16 protein-coding genes are annotated in these 15,937 nt (G+C 66.2%); 10 read left to right on the top strand and 6 right to left on the bottom strand.

Going from position 1 to position 15,937, the window contains the following annotated elements:
• Positions 1–17: 17 nt before the first annotated feature.
• On the top strand, positions 18–524 hold the full coding sequence (locus ACQP1O_RS23905; protein ID WP_433560710.1) for a MarR family winged helix-turn-helix transcriptional regulator: 507 nt from the start codon (positions 18–20) through the stop codon (positions 522–524).
• A 689-nt stretch (positions 525–1,213) separates the two neighbouring features.
• On the opposite strand, the gene ACQP1O_RS23900 is transcribed toward ACQP1O_RS23905, so the two are convergent.
• Positions 1,214–1,714, bottom strand: a complete 501-nt coding sequence (locus ACQP1O_RS23900; protein ID WP_433560709.1) for a MarR family winged helix-turn-helix transcriptional regulator — start codon at positions 1,712–1,714, stop codon at positions 1,214–1,216.
• A 102-nt stretch (positions 1,715–1,816) separates the two neighbouring features.
• Between ACQP1O_RS23900 and ACQP1O_RS23895 the strand changes: the two genes are divergently transcribed.
• The 3 genes from ACQP1O_RS23895 (at position 1,817) to ACQP1O_RS23885 (ending at position 4,030) form a co-directional block, all read left to right on the top strand.
• Positions 1,817–2,698, top strand: coding sequence for an NmrA/HSCARG family protein (locus tag ACQP1O_RS23895; protein WP_433560708.1), 882 nt, complete (start codon positions 1,817–1,819; stop codon positions 2,696–2,698).
• 57 nt (positions 2,699–2,755) lie between these two features.
• Positions 2,756–3,166 carry a MarR family winged helix-turn-helix transcriptional regulator gene (locus ACQP1O_RS23890; protein ID WP_433560707.1) on the top strand — a complete coding sequence of 137 codons (411 nt, stop codon included), beginning with the start codon at positions 2,756–2,758 and terminating at the stop codon, positions 3,164–3,166.
• Between the two features lie 117 nt (positions 3,167–3,283).
• The gene (locus ACQP1O_RS23885) at positions 3,284–4,030 is read left to right on the top strand and encodes an alpha/beta hydrolase (protein WP_433560706.1); all 747 of its coding nucleotides are present in this window, start codon (positions 3,284–3,286) and stop codon (positions 4,028–4,030) included.
• 4 nt (positions 4,031–4,034) lie between these two features.
• Here ACQP1O_RS23885 and ACQP1O_RS23880 read toward each other — a convergent pair whose 3' ends face one another.
• The 4 genes from ACQP1O_RS23880 to ACQP1O_RS23865 form a co-directional block, all read right to left on the bottom strand.
• Complete coding sequence (locus ACQP1O_RS23880) at positions 4,035–4,394, bottom strand: VOC family protein (RefSeq protein WP_354832850.1); 360 nt, start codon at positions 4,392–4,394, stop codon at positions 4,035–4,037.
• A gap of 9 nt (positions 4,395–4,403) precedes the next feature.
• Positions 4,404–5,252, bottom strand: a complete 849-nt coding sequence (locus ACQP1O_RS23875; RefSeq protein ID WP_433560705.1) for an alpha/beta fold hydrolase — start codon at positions 5,250–5,252, stop codon at positions 4,404–4,406.
• Positions 5,253–5,311: 59 nt separating this feature from the next.
• Positions 5,312–6,025: a substrate-binding domain-containing protein gene (locus ACQP1O_RS23870; RefSeq protein WP_433560704.1), complete on the bottom strand. Its 714-nt coding sequence runs from the start codon at positions 6,023–6,025 to the stop codon at positions 5,312–5,314.
• Between the two features lie 62 nt (positions 6,026–6,087).
• Positions 6,088–7,026, bottom strand: a complete 939-nt coding sequence (locus ACQP1O_RS23865; protein WP_433560703.1) for a LysR family transcriptional regulator — start codon at positions 7,024–7,026, stop codon at positions 6,088–6,090.
• 69 nt (positions 7,027–7,095) lie between these two features.
• Here ACQP1O_RS23865 and ACQP1O_RS23860 point away from each other — a divergent pair, with 69 nt between their 5' ends.
• The 4 genes from ACQP1O_RS23860 to ACQP1O_RS23845 all read left to right on the top strand — a co-directional run bounded on the left by ACQP1O_RS23860 (position 7,096) and on the right by ACQP1O_RS23845 (position 10,134).
• The gene (locus ACQP1O_RS23860) at positions 7,096–7,842 is read left to right on the top strand and encodes an SDR family NAD(P)-dependent oxidoreductase (protein WP_433560702.1); all 747 of its coding nucleotides are present in this window, start codon (positions 7,096–7,098) and stop codon (positions 7,840–7,842) included.
• A 202-nt stretch (positions 7,843–8,044) separates the two neighbouring features.
• Positions 8,045–8,527 carry an NUDIX domain-containing protein gene (locus ACQP1O_RS23855; RefSeq protein WP_433560701.1) on the top strand — a complete coding sequence of 161 codons (483 nt, stop codon included), beginning with the start codon at positions 8,045–8,047 and terminating at the stop codon, positions 8,525–8,527.
• A gap of 129 nt (positions 8,528–8,656) precedes the next feature.
• On the top strand, positions 8,657–9,208 hold the full coding sequence (locus ACQP1O_RS23850) for a carboxymuconolactone decarboxylase family protein (protein ID WP_433560700.1): 552 nt from the start codon (positions 8,657–8,659) through the stop codon (positions 9,206–9,208).
• 98 nt (positions 9,209–9,306) lie between these two features.
• Positions 9,307–10,134, top strand: coding sequence for an alpha/beta fold hydrolase (locus tag ACQP1O_RS23845; protein WP_433560699.1), 828 nt, complete (start codon positions 9,307–9,309; stop codon positions 10,132–10,134).
• A gap of 474 nt (positions 10,135–10,608) precedes the next feature.
• On the opposite strand, the gene ACQP1O_RS23840 is transcribed toward ACQP1O_RS23845, so the two are convergent.
• Positions 10,609–11,100, bottom strand: a complete 492-nt coding sequence (locus ACQP1O_RS23840; protein WP_433560698.1) for a hypothetical protein — start codon at positions 11,098–11,100, stop codon at positions 10,609–10,611.
• Positions 11,101–11,164: 64 nt separating this feature from the next.
• On the opposite strand from ACQP1O_RS23840, the gene ACQP1O_RS23835 reads away from it, so the two are divergent.
• Positions 11,165–11,893 (top strand): VIT1/CCC1 transporter family protein, encoded by a 729-nt coding sequence (locus ACQP1O_RS23835; protein ID WP_433560697.1) that lies wholly within the window; start codon positions 11,165–11,167, stop codon positions 11,891–11,893.
• 1,187 nt (positions 11,894–13,080) lie between these two features.
• Positions 13,081–15,573 carry a patatin-like protein gene (locus ACQP1O_RS23830; RefSeq protein WP_433560696.1) on the top strand — a complete coding sequence of 831 codons (2,493 nt, stop codon included), beginning with the start codon at positions 13,081–13,083 and terminating at the stop codon, positions 15,571–15,573.
• Positions 15,574–15,937: the final 364 nt, after the last annotated feature.

Genomic DNA, 15,937 nt, shown 5'->3' with positions numbered 1-15,937 from the left:
AAGGTATCCTTCATATTGTGTCAAGCCCGCACCTGCCCTCCCCGCCGAACGGCGACGAACACGACAGCCTGCTGAAACTGCTCACTCTGCTCACACGTTCGGTCGAACGGGAGCTCAACCAGCAGCTGCGTGCCGTGCTGCACGACAGTCTGCGCCCGGCGCATTACTCGGTCTTCCGTTACCTGGATCCGGCTGGATCTCGCGTCGGTGATCTCGCCGAAGCCGCGGGCATGACCCAGCAGTCGATGGGCGAACTCATCGCACACCTGGAACGATTCGGCTATGTCGAGCGGCGTGTCGACCCGAGTGACCGGCGGGCACGGCTGGTCGTCGCGACCGATACGGGCCGATCGGCATTAGCCACGGCCGCCGAGCAGATCGCCGACATCGAAGACCGCCTCGGTGCGCAGCTCGGCACCGGCGGTCTGTTGCAGCTGCGCAGTCTGCTAGCCCGTGCGCACATGGTCCTCACCCCTGAACCGGCCAATGCGCCACCGGCACATCATCATCGGAACCGCTGGTGATGGCGGGTGGCGTCGTGTGCCGCTTTCCGGGGTTCCGGTAGTAATCGCCGAGAAACAACGGATAGTGCGTCACGAACGTGGAGAGGAGCTGGTGGTGTAGGAGGAGCTTCTTGAAGCGGTGCTGCGTGAGAGATGGAGGATTCTCGGCCCTCCGATGTCGCCCTGCATGGGGGAGGCATCAAACCGCCCTCTGCTGCGTTAGCTGAAGACTGTCGTGGTGAGCGATGAGGGAAAAGGCGTCCGTTGGAGGCGTCAGGTGGGGATCGGGAAGGCGTTGCGCTGAAAGCCCTTGCGGGGGTTCGCTGTTGAAGCGTGGAAATGTTTAGGGCGACATCGAAACCTGGGTTTTATCCGACCTTGGGATGAGTCTGGCGGGAACCTGCTTACTGGCCAGATGGTGTTCGGCGTGAAGGCGGCGCGAGCCTGATCTGCTGCTCTTGCGTGGAACGTGAGAAGGCCCGTCCCGATAGTTCCGTCCGCGAAGCTGATTCGCAGTCGGATAGCGGGAGCATCCCGAGCGGAGAACCTGCGAGGGACTGAGTACCGATGCGGGACGGCGCTGACGGAAAGTACTCTCGCGCAGTGCAACCGGAAGTCCTGCCGATGCTCGAAGTCTCCTTCAGCGATGTTCGGACCGGTCATCGGCAGCGGCTGGTTGCTCGGGGTGTCGTTGTCGAGCCGGTGGCGCCCTACGGGCCGGTTGGGTCCGAGGCGTCGGACTGGTCGCCGGCTCGCAGGCGTTCGATCTGAATATGGCTGAGCTGCTGGGCTTTTCGCAGGTGTTCGATGATCACTTCGAGTTCGGTATCGGTGTGCTCGTCGAGCATGGATTGCCAGCCTTCGCCGAGGTCGTCCCAGACCGCGGTGACACGGGCGACGCGTTCGGGCACCGGGGTGACCAGCACGCGTCGTCGATCGTGCGTGTCCGGCACCCGGGTGACGTAACCGCCGCGCTCGAGCCGGTCCACCAGGCGAGTCGCCGAACCGGTGGTCAACCCGGTCATGTCGGCGATCTGTTTCACCGTGATCGGGGCGGGCTCGTCCGTCAGCAGGCTCAAGCCCTGCAGGTCCGTGGGATGCAGTCCGAGCCGGTCGGCGACGGCCTGGTTGAACAGGGTGTACGCGGCCATGTAGCGGCGCGATTGGTTCGACAGCTCCTCATACAACACCCGCCGACGCTCGGATGTCATCCAGATCACACTCCTAATTAGCTGCGCGGCGCAGCAATATCCAGTAATTTACTGCGTGGCGCAGTTAATGCGCCACGCAATAGATACTATCTGGAGGAATCCGTGCTCACCATCGCGGTCACCGGCGCCACCGGCGCCCAAGGCGGCGCCACCGCCCGCGCCCTGCTCACCAAGGGCCACCACGTCCGCGCTCTCACCCGCTTCCCCGACTCCCCGGCCGCACTGGCCCTGCGCGAACTCGGCGCGCAGATCCGCTTCGCCGACTTCGACGACCGCGAATCCCTGAACGCCGCGCTGGCCGGCGTGGATTCACTGTTCGCGGTCACCACCCCCTTCGACACCGACACCACGGTGGAGACCCGCCACGGCAAGGCACTCATCGACGCCGCGGCCGCCGCCGGAATCGACCACGTCGTGTTCACCTCCGCCGCCCACGCCGACCGCGACACCGGAATCCCGCACTACGACAGCAAATACGCCATCGAACAGCACCTGTGCGACTCCGGCGTGCCCTGGACGATCCTGGGCCCCGCCGCGTTCATGGACAACTACGCCACCGGCTGGACCCTCGACGGCCTGCGCGAAGGCACCTTCGCCTGGCCCATGCCCGCCGACCAGCCGCTGACCCTCATCTGCGCCGAAGACATCGGCGCCTTCGCCGCACACACCCTCGACCGCCGCGGCGAGTTCCTCGGCCGCCGCATCGACATCGCCGCCGACGAACTCACCCCCGCCCAGATCGCCAGCGTGCTGGCCACCGCCCTCGGCACTCCCGTCGCCCACCACCAGGTTCCGCTCGACTACGTCCGCAGCCGCTCAGCCGATCTGGCCGCCATGTTCGACTACTTCACCACCAGCGGCCTCGACGTCGACACCGCCGGCCTGCGCCGCGACCACCCCAATCTGGGCTGGCACACCTTCACCGACTGGGCCGCAGGCCAGCAGTGGCCCACCCTCCTGGCCGCCACGCCCGCCAGCCACTGAAACCCCTCCCACCCTGTATCCCCGCGCGGCAACCCGCGCCTGCTCCAAGGACTTTCGTTGAAACCCATCGGCTACTGGCTCAACCGCACCGACCACGCCTTCACCACCCACATGAACCTCATGCTCGCCGAGTTCGGACTGACCCGAATCTGCTGGCAGGTCCTCAACGTCGTCGCCGACACCGCCGAGGCCACCGACACTGACATCCACACCGTCCTGGCCGCCAACGCCGACCGTGCCGTCCTCGATGCCGCCATCGCCACCACCCTCGCCGACGGCTGGACCACCCGCCCCGGCCCCGCCCGCGTCGCACTCACTGATGACGGCCGCCACCGCCTCACCCAGGTCACCGACCGCGTCGCAGCCTTCCGCACCCTATCCATGCACGACATCACCGACGACGAATACCGCACTGCGGTCTCCGTCCTCGAACGAATGACCCGCAACATCGAAACCGCCACACCCTGACACCACACCACCGCACCGTCACGGCGACGCTGACCGCACGGTGGGTGAGAGCGAAAACGCTCGTTTCTGTCCCACGAACACCCGCCCGCCGCGCCCTCGCGAACCCGCAGCTCACGCATGACCCGAAATGGGCCACAACCCGTGTGCGATATCTACTGGACAGAACTCGCCATGTCGGCCCTTTGTGGGACAGTTCCGTCCATGGGCCGCTTCGGATATGCGCGGGTATCGACCGGGGGCAGAAAGACGATTCCGAGCTCGACGCGCTCAATGCTGCCGGGTGCGAACGAATCTGGGTCGACAAGGCATCCGGCAAACTCGCGCTACGCCCCGAATGGGACAAATGCTTCGAGCATCTGCGACGCGGTGGCGAACTCGTCATCACCCGCCTGTCGCGGCCCTTCCGCGTTGGTCGTGGTGCCGACCCAGGACGCGGTGGCCGATCACGGCCGCCGATACGCCGAGCGGATGTGGGCGGCCGGGACGTCCGTGCGGCTCACCGAGTACCCGGGAGCGTGGCACGCGTTCCTCACCCTGCCGGGCATGGAACCGCAGGCCGAGGTCGCCCAGGCGGAGATCCTCGAATTCCCTCCGCGCGGCCCTGGCCGTGTGACGGAGCAACGATCTACACCAACCACTCCCGGGCCCGCCGGTCCCACGGTCTCCAGGCTCGGAGCCTGCCGCCCGCGTTCGTCTACTGCTGCCGCCGACCCCCGCACCACCTGCCAGTGCCCGCACGAGTTCGGCGCCGACATTGCCGGTCGCCCGGCACCAGAATCATGTGGCGCCCTTCGCGTTCGGGCCGGGTGTCGCTCGTCGGTTCAGGCTGTCATGAAAAGCGAACGGGCGCAGAGCATCCGATGAGCGATCAGGGCAGATCGTAGGCGGTGGCGTGGCGGGGCTGATACAGCCCGATCTCGCCCGCGCCGGGCACCTTCAGCATGGTGAGCATGCCCCAGCCCGCATTGGTGACCTCCGAGGTGAATTCGACGCCCTTCGCGTGCAGGTCGTCCATGGCGGCGGCCAGGTCGTCGCACATGAGGTACAGCTCGGCGCGGCCGCTGTCCGGGGCGGCCGCGGGATGGACCGCGAGTTCGGCGGGCGGTGACTTGAAGATCAGCCATCCGTCGTGCGCGTCCACGTGGGCCAGGCCGAGGACGTCGCGGAAGAAGGCCCGCGCCGCCTCGGCGTCCTCGGCATACAGGATGGTGTGTGCGCCGGTGATCATGCGCTGACGCTAACAGCGGTCGGCGCTTTCGGCCCGTAGGCGGGCGGTCATGGCGTCGGCCAGTTGCGCGGCGAATTCGGGTGCTTCGGTGCGCATTCCATTGTGGGCGCCGGGGAATTCGGTGACCTCGCGGCCGATCCGGCGCGCGATCTCCACGGCGGGGCGGTACGGCAGGCAACCCCGCGTCTCGCGCCCGACTGCCAGGACCACCCGGTCGGCCACCGGGGCCAATGCCTCGTAATCGGGCAGGTACGAGGTGAATTCCCGCAGTTCGTACTCCAGCATGAGCGGACCGTTGGCCGCCAGCCGCGCCCACATCTCGGCGGCGCGCGGCGGTAGCTCGGCCGGTACGGGAGACGGCTTCATCGCATTGCCGATCCCGGCCAGGAAACGCGCACCCGCTGCGGCCGGGCCCTCGGTGCGGAACAGCGTGTAGACCTCCTCGATCATGGCGCGCTGCTCGGCGGCATCGGGAAGCACCGCGAAGCACGGCGGTTCGTGCGCCACCAGGAGACGAACCCGATCCGGATGCCGGGCCAGCAGATCCAGGCCGACGATCGCACCCGCACTGCCGCCCACGATGAACGCCGGCTCCTCGGTGAGATGGTCGAGCAGCCTGAACGCGTCATCACTCTGCACCTCGACCCGCTGGGTCTGCTGCGGCCCGTCCAGCACGCTGCGCGAATACCCGCGCGGATCCAGCGACACCACCGTGAACCGGTCCTCGAGCACCTCCGCGATCGGATCGACCGAGGCCGCGTCACCCCCGCCGCCGGGCAGGGACAACACCAGCGGTCCGCTGCCGCGCATCTCGTAGTAGAGGGTCGCGCCGGGTACGCGCAACGTCTCGAATCTCATTGCGGTGTCTCCTCTTTCGAATTCGGATTGCATGGCAACCGCAGGCGGCGGAACAGCGCCTAACCTAGGTGTATGAGGGTCAAACCTAATGTACATAGGTTTGGAGTGTTCGCCAAACGAAATTCCGGTTCGGTACGTCGGGACGGCCCATGAGGCTGGCAGGGCCCCTCTTCGAGTAGAAGACACCGAACCCGCCACCGCGGACCATCTCGTTGCCTACGGCCACGTCGAGGCTCTACTGGAACGCAGCGAACCGCAACTGCGCCTCGTTTGTCGTTCGCAGCCCTAGCAAAATAGGGTGCAGCACAATCACTTTCAGCGTTGGCGGTGTCGGCGTCGTAGCCGACCAGGGCGACGTCCTGCGGGATGCGCAGGCCGGCGTCGGCGACCGCCCGCAGCGTCGCGGCTGCCTGGGCGTAGGTTCCGATCACCATCCCGTCCGGCGCGGGGCGGTCGGCCAGATATCGGCGCACCGCACGATAGGCGCCCTCCGGAGTGAGATCGGTGGGAATGCTCCCTGCCGCAGCCGATCCCACGACGGACAGGTAGCCCTCGCAGCGCTGGGCCACCGTCGCGCGGTCTCCGTGCGTGACCTCGTCCGCGGTGAATCCACCGATGAAGACGATGTTTTCGCGGCGATGGGTCAGTGCGCGATGACCGGCGGCGAGCCGGCCCGCGTCCACGTGGTCGGCGGGTCGATGTGGTCCCGATTGTTGTGGACCCAGACGATCGGAATGCGGGCCTGCCGGCACAGCTCGGCCGTGGGGGGCCATTGGCTCCACCGACCACGATCAGGTCCTCGATGCCGGGAATCCGCGAATCGCCCATTTCGGGGTCAGGCGGTTGTCGACGGTGTGGGTCGGATTGGCGGCGTGCAGCGGATCGCGGTGGTGGCGACATTGTCAGCATGCTGGGAGGTCTGGTCGTGGTTGGCTGTGGATGCGATGTCGCGGGCGTGATGCAGGAAGGCTGCGAGGGCCGGCGAATCGGTTCCCGGTAGCCAGGCAAGGACCGAGGTGGTCGGTTCGGCGTCCGAGACGGGGAGGCAGGGCAGGCTGCGTGGGACTTGGCCCGCAGCGGATGCGGGCAGCAGTGCTACCGCGTGGCGGGTGGCGGCGAGGTGGGTGAACTGGCCTGTGTCGCGGATCAGGGGTCTGTTGTCGGTTCCCGGTCCGGGAGCTGTTTCCGGCCAGCGGGCGATCGGTTCGCCGATCAGGTCGGACATCGACAGGGCAGCCCGTGATGCCAGCGGGTGGTCGGGTGAGAGGACCGCGATCTGCGTCTCGGTGATCAGGTCGAGGGTCTGTAGCCCAGTGAGGTCGTTGTTCGGGCGGTGCAGCAGTGCCAGGTCGGCGCGACCGTCGCGCAGCATGAGGATCCGCTGGTCGACACTGTGAACGATCTCGACAGGCACCGCGGCCGGATCGGAACGGAAGCGGCACAGGATCCGGTCGATCACCCCGGCATCGGTTCCAGCCTTCATGGCCAGCACCAAGCGCGCGTCTACGCCGGCGCGACGCGTGCGGCATGCAGCGCCGGCCACAGCGTCGAGCGCACGAGTTCCCTCTCGCCACAGCACCTTTCCGGCTGCGGTGAGCTCGACGTTCCGGCTCGTGCGGTACAGCAGTGTCACCCCCAGGCGCCGTTCCAGCCGCGCGATCGCGCGCGACAACGCCGGCTGGGCGATTCCCACTTTCTGGGCGGCTCTCCCGAAATGCAGCTCCTCGGCGACGGCCACGAAATAGACCAGGTCCCGCGTCTCGAGCAGATCCATTCCTCGAGGGTATCGACCCAGAACAACTCGGTCCTGGTGTCGACGGCCACCCGGTGTTGAGCTGGGGACATGAACACGGAACGTGGATCGATCGCGCTGATCACCGGCGCCAATCGCGGAATCGGTTACGAGATCGCTGTTGGATTGGGACGCCTCGGCATGACGGTCCTGATGGGCGCTCGCGACCTCGACCAAGGCGAACCCGCTGCTGCCCGGTTGTGTGGCGATGGCATCGATGCGCAGGCTGTCCGATTGGATGTCACCAGCGGCCATGATCCGGCCGGGGCAGCCGCGTGGATCGACGCGCAGTACGGCCGCTTGGACGTGCTGGTGAACAACGCCGGCATTTCCGGAGCCCGCCAGGCTCAGCAGCCCGGATCGGCCGACCTCGACACCCTTCGTGCGGTGTTCGCCACCAACGTCTTCGGCGCCGTCGCCGTCACCGAGGCGACGCTGCCCCTGCTGCGCCGTTCTCCACGCGCTCGCATCGTCAATGTCACATCCGGCCTCGGCTCGATGACCCGGATGACCGACCCGCACGACTACTTCACCGGTCTGCCCGCCACTCTCGGCTATTCACCGTCCAAATCCGCTCTCAACCACGTCACCGTCCAATACGCCAAACACCTCGCCCCCGAAGCCATCCTGGTCAACGCTGCCGATCCCGGCCCCTGTGCGACCGACTTCACCAAGGATCTCCCCGGTGTGACCCGCACTGCCGTGGATGGCGCACGCATCGTCGTGCACCTGGCCACTCTCGAGGAGAACGGGCCCACCGGCGGATTCTTCAACGAAGCCGGCCGGGTGCCGTGGTGAACGCCGCCGGGACCGGTTGCGGACGGCTCGTGAGCTGGGCGAAAGAGCAGGGGCCGGTCGACCGATCGACCCCGCTGCCCGACTGTCGGACGCTTCTCGACGCCACCTTCGTCGATCACGGGAACTGACTCGTTCCGCCAGTCCGCAGCCCGCTCGCTCAAGCTCGACCGAGGCCGGAAAGTGCCGGTTACTGTTGTGCCGCATGGGTTCTGAACTGAACGACTATGTCGCGGGACTGCCTCGCAAGCGTATGGGTGCGGGTGCGTTGTTCGTCGACGAGCAGGACCGGGTGCTGCTGGTCGAACCGACCTACAAGCCGTACTGGGAGGTGCCCGGCGGGGTCGTCGAGGCCGGTGAGTCGCCCTACCGTGCGGCCGTGCGGGAGATCCGCGAGGAGCTCGGGCTGAGTGTGCCGATCGGGCGGCTGCTGGCGGTCGACTGGGTGCCCGCCGGTCTGTATCCCGGCGACGGGGTGATGATGGTGTACGAGGGTGGGCTGCTGACCGCCGAGCAGGTCGACGCGATAACCCTTCCGGCGGACGAACTTCGGAGCTGGGCGTGGTGTGACACCGCGACGGCGACACGGCTGCTGCCCGCGGTACTGGCCCGGCGCGTGGCGGGAGCGCACCGGGCCAGAACGGCTGGGATCACGGTCTATCTGGAGGATGGCTTCGAGATCGGCTGACGCTCGATCAGGGCGCGGCCAGGCCCCGGAGGGTTCGCCGGTCATGAGGCAATATCTACTACGTCCCGTCGTTTTCGGCTTAGGATGGTTTCAAGGGAGCATCCGCGAACGCGAAGGGGAGTACAGCGCATGCGAGTAATCACCCGAATCCTGAACTACGCCAAGGCGATGCGGCGGGCCCGCCGTAATCGGACAGATCTCGTCGGCTGGCTCATCCGGCGGCCGCAGCTGCTGGTCGGCACCATGATCCAGGAGACGATGCTGCTGCTCTCCAACCGGGTCGACCCGCATCTGAAGGAGCTGGCCGAGCTCAAGGCCGCCGCTCTGGTGAACTGCCAGTTCTGCCTCGACATCGGTTCGACGCTGGCCCACTACGGCGGACTCACCGAAGCCCAGGTCACCGAGTTGCCGAAGTATAGGGACAGCGACGCGTACAGCGATCTGGAGAAGCTGGTCCTCTCCTACGCCGAGGCCATGACTCTCACGCCGACCACGCTCGATCTGAGTGAGATTCGCGCCCAGCTGCTGACCCACCTGAGCAAGGCCCAGCTCGCCGAACTGGCCGCGGCCGTCGCGTGGGAGAACCAGCGTGCTCGCGTCAACCAGGCGCTCGGCGTGCGCCCGGCCGGTATGGCCGAGGGCATGACCTGCGCGCTGCCCGAACCCCGCCAGGCCGGCTGACATCTTCAGGTTCACACCTTTTCCATTCGCGCAGCAATGAATTCGGCGCGGTCGTACCGTCATAGCCGGTGTCCATGTACTGACCACTTGGAGCAACCATGACCTCGACCGCACCCGTCACCTCCGGAACCCTCGCCGTGCCGGACGGCACCATCTTCTACGAAGTCCGCGGCAGCGGCCCACTGATCGCCCTGATCGGCGCCCCGATGGATTCGGGGCCGTTCGGCGCGCTGGCCGAACTGCTCGCCCCCGACTACACCGTGCTGTGCAGCGACCCGCGTGGCCACGGCCGCAGCCCGGTCGACGACACCGACAAGGACTCGACCCCGGAACTGCGCGCCGACGACCTGGCCCGCGTGATCGCCCATGTCGGCCAGGGCCCGGCCACCGTGGTCGGGTCCAGCGGCGGGGCGATCACGGGTCTGGCGCTGGCCATCGCCCGGCCCGATCTCGTGCCGACCCTCGTCGCACACGAGCCGCCGCTGCGCGAGCTGCTCCCCGATCGCGACGAGCTGCGTACTCGGACCGACGAGGTCCGGGCCGTGTACGAGTCCGGCGATGTGCTCGGCGCGGTCCGCAAGTTCTTCGCCATGACCGGCTTGTTCATGCCCGAGGAGGTGCTGCAGGAGATGTTCGGCGGCGAGCGGGACCCGCAGTCGATCGCCTCCGACGACTTCTTCTACCGCCACGAGCTGCACACCACCTCCGGCTGGCAGCCCTCCCTCGACGCCCTCCGCGCGACCCCGACGAAGATCATCATCGGCATCGGCGACGAATCCGCCGACAAGTTCTGCGACCGCACCTCCCGGGCCCTGGCCGTCGAGCTCGGCATCGAGCCGACCCTTTTCCCCGGCGGCCACGGCGGTTTCATGGAACAGCCCGATGCTTTCGCCGAGCGCCTGCGCGAAATCCTGCAGAACAACTGATCGATTTCATCGACGACCATGCATGAGCAGCAGCGCCTCCCGGGTTTTGCCTGCGGCGATGCATGGTCGTCGATCAACGTGAGGATTAGGCTGAGGACACACTGATCCGAGGGTGCGGAGGTGTGGACTATGAGGATTCGAATGGTTCGCGGCGTGGGATTCGGGGTGGTGGGGCTCGCTGTATTCGCGGGCGCCGTGGCGGTCTCGCCGGCGGTTCACGCCGATGGGCAGCGCTACGTGTGTGATGAGGTGCAGGTCACGATGGATGGACACGGGCTCGGGACCGGGAATTGCGTGTCCGCGGGAGGCGGAGCACCGGCGATGGGATTGATCACCGGCGCTTTCGATATCACGAGACGCTCGGACAACTACACGGTGCATTGTTCCGACAATGGCGGGGCGACCGGGGAATCATGGCTCCCGGGTGAGGTGAACGGGGGCTCGACACAATGCGCTCCGACTTCCTGACCTGATTCAGTCGGGACGAATTACCCAGCGCGCGTAAGTATTTTCGGGATTCACCGTGATGATGTCGGCGACCTGCACGATATCGTCGGGGATCAGGCCGCCGAAATGTGCGAGGCTGGGGACGATCACCGCATCGGCCTCGAGGCGGGAGATCAGCGTGCGTACGCGCACGAGCGGGCGATCGGTCTCGGGGCCGAAGACCATGGTCTTGCACAGGTCGTAGCCGAGCCGGCGAGCCAGATGCTGGATCTGAGCCTCGTCCCACTGTTGCTGTGCCCCCGACACATCGTGCCGGAGGAATCCGATCGCTGATGGTTGTGGCCGCATCTCGCCGCTCTCTTGACTGATCCGCTGGGCACCGGTGTCAACGCTACGGCTAACCTGTGCCGAACATGGGGTGATCGGCCGAGAAACTGCTCGTCGCAAACGTGTCGCGACCGGAGTGTCCGCGTCGGCGCCGCCGCGAATGCCATCGAAATTGCTTGGTATGCAATGCATTACCTAATTTCGGTGAGCCTCTCTTTGCTGGCGGGAAGCCCTCTGAAGCATTACCGTTCCCCTCGTGAGGGACGATTTCGACGGGTCGGTGGCGCTCGCGCTGCCGACCGAACCGCATGTGGTGGGATTGGCGACGCGCCTGAATTGGCTGCGCGCCGGCGTATTGGGAGCCAACGATGGAATCGTCTCCGTGGCAGGCATTGTGGTCGGTGTGGCGGCGGCCACCAGCAACAGCACCGCGATCATGACCGCGGGCGTGGCCGGACTCGCGGCCGGCGCGGTCTCGATGGCCTTGGGCGAGTACGTCTCGGTGAGCACCCAGCGCGACAGCGAGCGCGCGCTACTGGAAACCGAGCGACGCGAATTGGCCGAGCAACCCGAGGCCGAACTGGCCGAACTCGCGGCCATCTATCAGGCGAAGGGCCTCTCGGCGGCCACGGCTCAGGCTGTGGCGGAAGAACTCACGGCCCGGGACGCGTTCACCGCGCACGCGGAGGCCGAGCTCGGCATCGACCCGGACGAACTGACCAATCCGCTGCACGCCGCGCTGTCCTCGGCGCTGTCGTTCACGCTGGGCGCGCTGCTGCCCCTGCTCGCGATCCTGACACCCCAGGCGATCCGGGTGCCACTCACCATGGCCGCGGTGCTCACCGCACTGGCCTTGACCGGAGCTGTGGGCGCTCGGCTCGGCCGGGCGCCGGTGGCCCGGGCGACCGTGCGTGTACTCGCAGGCGGTGCGCTCGCCATGATCACCACGTATGTGATCGGGCACCTGGTCGGCATCGCGATCTGATCGGGAATCGCTGCGACCGAACAGGTCTCACGCGATGGCGGTGGGCGGGTCGCCGGCCAGCGGGAGTTGTGAGACCTGAGTGAAGGCCCATGCGCTTCCGGTGCGGTGCAGACCCAGACGAGACCGACCGCGCCGACGCGGCCCATCGAGCCATGCCGTGACGAGCCTACGCGCGCACGAACTTTCGGCATCGAAAACTGCGATCTGCGGTCGGTGTGCAGAATGCAACCGCCCTCGCATTGGATACCCATGGTGCGACGGCCCGGACGCTGCGGAGACGGCGTCCGGGCCGAGCTGCCCCGGCACTGCATGCGCTGCCCAACGCAACTGCTGGGCACCGGAGGTCCTACGGCGCCACCGGTGGCGGGGAGTCTGAGGTCTGCCGCCGGTGACGCGAGGGGTGCATTCCCTGCGCGGTGCCGCACGCAGTGCGCCGCACAGTGCCCGGATCAATTCCGGCGAGCGCGAAGTTCCGCCGGTGCCAACGAGTTTCGCGTATCCGGCTAATCCCGGCATGTCGGAAAAGCTGGTAGGCACGCAAGGTCTCTGGCTTGGCACGACTGGTCGGTCATGCGCGGAGGACGGTCCATGTGTCGGTGTGCGCGCCAACCCTGAACCCGGGGATCGCCGCAGCGAGCGATCGCGAATACGACGATGTCGCCGGAACCCGGAGTCCGAGACACGCGCCGATCGGGGCTGTTGCGATTGCTGGGCGAGCTGCTCGTTGCGCTTCCGGGTGCGCTCGGCGATCTCCGGGTCCCGCGACCGTTGGACCGAGGGCACCGCCTTGTCGGGCCGCGCCGTCGGCGAACTCGTCGAACGCTACGCCGCCGCTCCGGCCTCGACCCCACGCTCTTCTCCGGCCACTCCCTTCGCGCCGGAATCGCCACGCACGCAGCCCTCGGCGGGGTCGGCGACCGCGAGATCGTGCGGTAGGGCCGCTGGTCCAATCACCGGACCACGCAGGGATACATTCGGACCACCATTCCACTGGAAGACAATGCCGTGACCACCCTTGGTTTGTGATACGTGTTCAGGAATAGGCTGCGCCACGATTCTGGTCGGCAGTCCAGATTATGAGAAGTCGCCGTGTCGAATCGAGTAGTGCAATACCCAGGTAGCCCAGGCGGTTGCGGCATAAGGTGATGGCATCACCTATCCGGGCGTCTCAATAAGGGGGGACCTCGATGTCTCGGGATGCCGAACCTGCCGAACTGCGCATAGCGCTCGTCTGCTACGGCGGCGTATCGCTCGCCATTTACATGCATGGCATAACTAAAGAACTACATAAACTCGTCCGCGCATCGCGTGCTCTGGATCAAATTCTGGAAAGCGACTCGCAGGTCGTGAATCCGTTCGTGGGAGCCGATGGTCAACCATCGGATACGGAAAGCGTTTACTTCGATGTCCTTTCGCAGATGCGGGCGAAGGGGCAGCCGCTGTCGGTCGGGATCGACATCATTGCCGGAACCTCCGCCGGAGGCATCAACGGCGTGGTTCTCGGCAAGGCCATCGCACAGAACGCGGATCAGGGACCGCTGAAGCGGCTCTGGATCGACGAGGCCGACCTGGGAATATTGGCACGCGGTTTGCCTATCGGCGGGCCGAAGCTGCGCACGGCGCTGGCATTCATCGGCAAGTTGGCGACCTTCTGGACCGATCACGCGGTATTGAACGGTGGAGTCATGTCACGGCTCCTGTATCAGGCGCTGGCCGGGATGGATGAGAAACGGCCGGTCGCCTGGTCGGCGAATGCGCGCGGGCCCGCACCCGAAACGCTGATTTCGCGGACCGGTGAGTTGTCGCTCTTCGTGACCACGACCGATCTGAACGGATTCGACGTAGCGGTGGCGTCGAGCGATGGCGGTGTGGGGCAGCGGGACCGGGAGCATGCGCAGGTACTCGAGTTCCTGCGGGACGACAACAACAAGGAGGCATTCGGTCCGCGGGCGACACCGACGCTGTCCTTCGCGGCGCGGGCGACCTCCGCCTTCCCCGGTGCGTTCGAACCGGTCAATCCCGGAACCTTCCCGGCCCAGGCTCAGTTTCCTGCGGACGCACGCGTGAATACCGATCTCTTCCACTACAGCTATCAAGAAGACGGCCGTAACGCGGACGCCGCCTGGTTCGTGGACGGTGGCGTGCTCGACAATGCGCCGTTCGATCTCGTCGTCGACGCGATCAGCCGCAGGCGGTCGTCCACCGAGGTACATCGCCGCCTCGTCTACATCGAGCCGGATCCGGGATGCGCTCTCTCGGCTCCACCTGCCGACACCAACAGTGGCAAGGCCGCGAAACGCAGTTGGGCAGCGGATGTTCAGAAAGTGCTCGTCGGAATCAGGGGTAGCCGATCACTGATCAGAGATCTGATCCGACTGCGTGACATGAACGAGAAGATCACCGAGATGGGCGCCATAGCCATGCGCCAGGAGGTCGAGGTTCTCGACCGGATCAGCGCTGCCGTCGCATCGATACCCGGTTACGAACACGCTGTGCCGCAGGTCAATTCGCAAGATCTCGGTACGGCCATCGATGCCATGCCGTCACTCGGGTTCTTGAAGGACCAGAAGAAATTCCAGGTGGTTTCGGACAACATGCACGCCGAAGCCCTCACCGCACTCGGTTCGACCTGGAATACCTATCAACGGTTGAAGGTCGAGGCAGCCGCCCGATGCATCGCGGACGCGATCGTGCAACACTTCACGTTGCCCGGCGAATCGGGGACCGCGGTGTTCATCCGAAGCGCCATGGCCGCCTGGCTGCGCCGGCAACCATGCTGGAGCGCAGACGACTCCGCAGAGCTGTCCACGCTCCTGCAGGCCATCGATACCCCGTATCGGCAACGCCGGATCATGTTCATCCTCGCCGGGCTCAACAAGCTCTACTCGGCCGAGGGCGGGCCGCCGCGGGCGGATATCAACGATCTCAAGGGCCAGGCATGGTCGCAGCTGGATGAGATAACGGCTGCACCCGTTGCCGCGATTCGAACCCTGGCCGACAAGGGGCTGCTCGACTTTCTGCGCCCACAACGGTTGCAAGCCAACTTGTTCGAGGGCGAGAGGTTCCGGACGCCGGAGGACTTCGCCCGGTGCGAGGAGAATGCGAAAAGTTTCACCGACCTCAAAACCGCTTACGCGGAACAGATTCGGGAAAGACTCGGAAACGGTGGACAGGCGCTCTGGGATGCGTTCGCGGCGACAACTCAGAAGTGGAACAAGCGCGATCGCATCCTCCTGGTCAGCCGGTACCTGGGCTTCCCGCTCTGGGACGGGCTGCTGTTCCCGACGATCTCGTTGTCGTACCTACCCCAATTCACTCCCATTCCGATGACTCAGTTCAGCCCCCTTCGCGCGACCGCACTCCAGCCGCTCGGCGCGGGCAAGCTCAAGGGTGTCGAGCTGCACCACTTCGGCGCCTTCGCCCACGCCCCCGACCGGGAGAACGACTACCTGTGGGGCCGGCTCGACGCCGCCGAGCTGATACTGCGCACCCTCGACGAAACATTCCCGGACGGAACACCACTGGGCCGAACCCTGCTCCCGCAGGCGCTGTCCGCAGTGCTGACGACCGAGGATGATCTCCGGCGGATCCCGGCGCAATTGATCGAGTCCCTGCGCGCACAGATTCAGGTGCTCGCAGCCGAGATCGCCGAAGGCGGTGACGCCGCACGGTGGCAATAGCGAAAACAGCTGGCGGACTATGCTTTACGCCATACGCAGTCCACGTTTCCAGTGAAGACACCGGGCCGTGATGTCCGCGCCCGCAACGCAGCACGGCTTCAGCCGATCGTCCGCGGATGGGTCCACCAGGGCAGCGGGCCACGGATGTCGAAGAATCCGCCGGTCGGGTCGTCCGCGCCGATCACCGCTATCCGCACGATGATCTCGGCCGCTTCCTGAACCGTCTGATGACCGCTGTTGTTGTTCAGATCGGTCTTCGTGTAGATCGCTCAATACACGGTCAGAGGGCACGGATCGTCACCGACAGGTAGCTGTCGTCGGCCCAGGTATCCGTTCGATCTCGAGGGGGGTTATGTGATCATCC

Origin of the sequence: Nocardia sp. CA-151230 (assembly GCF_050942175.1) — a bacterium.
Classification (GTDB): Bacteria; Actinomycetota; Actinomycetes; order Mycobacteriales; family Mycobacteriaceae; genus Nocardia.
This window is presented reverse-complemented; position numbering and strand designations above follow the sequence as displayed.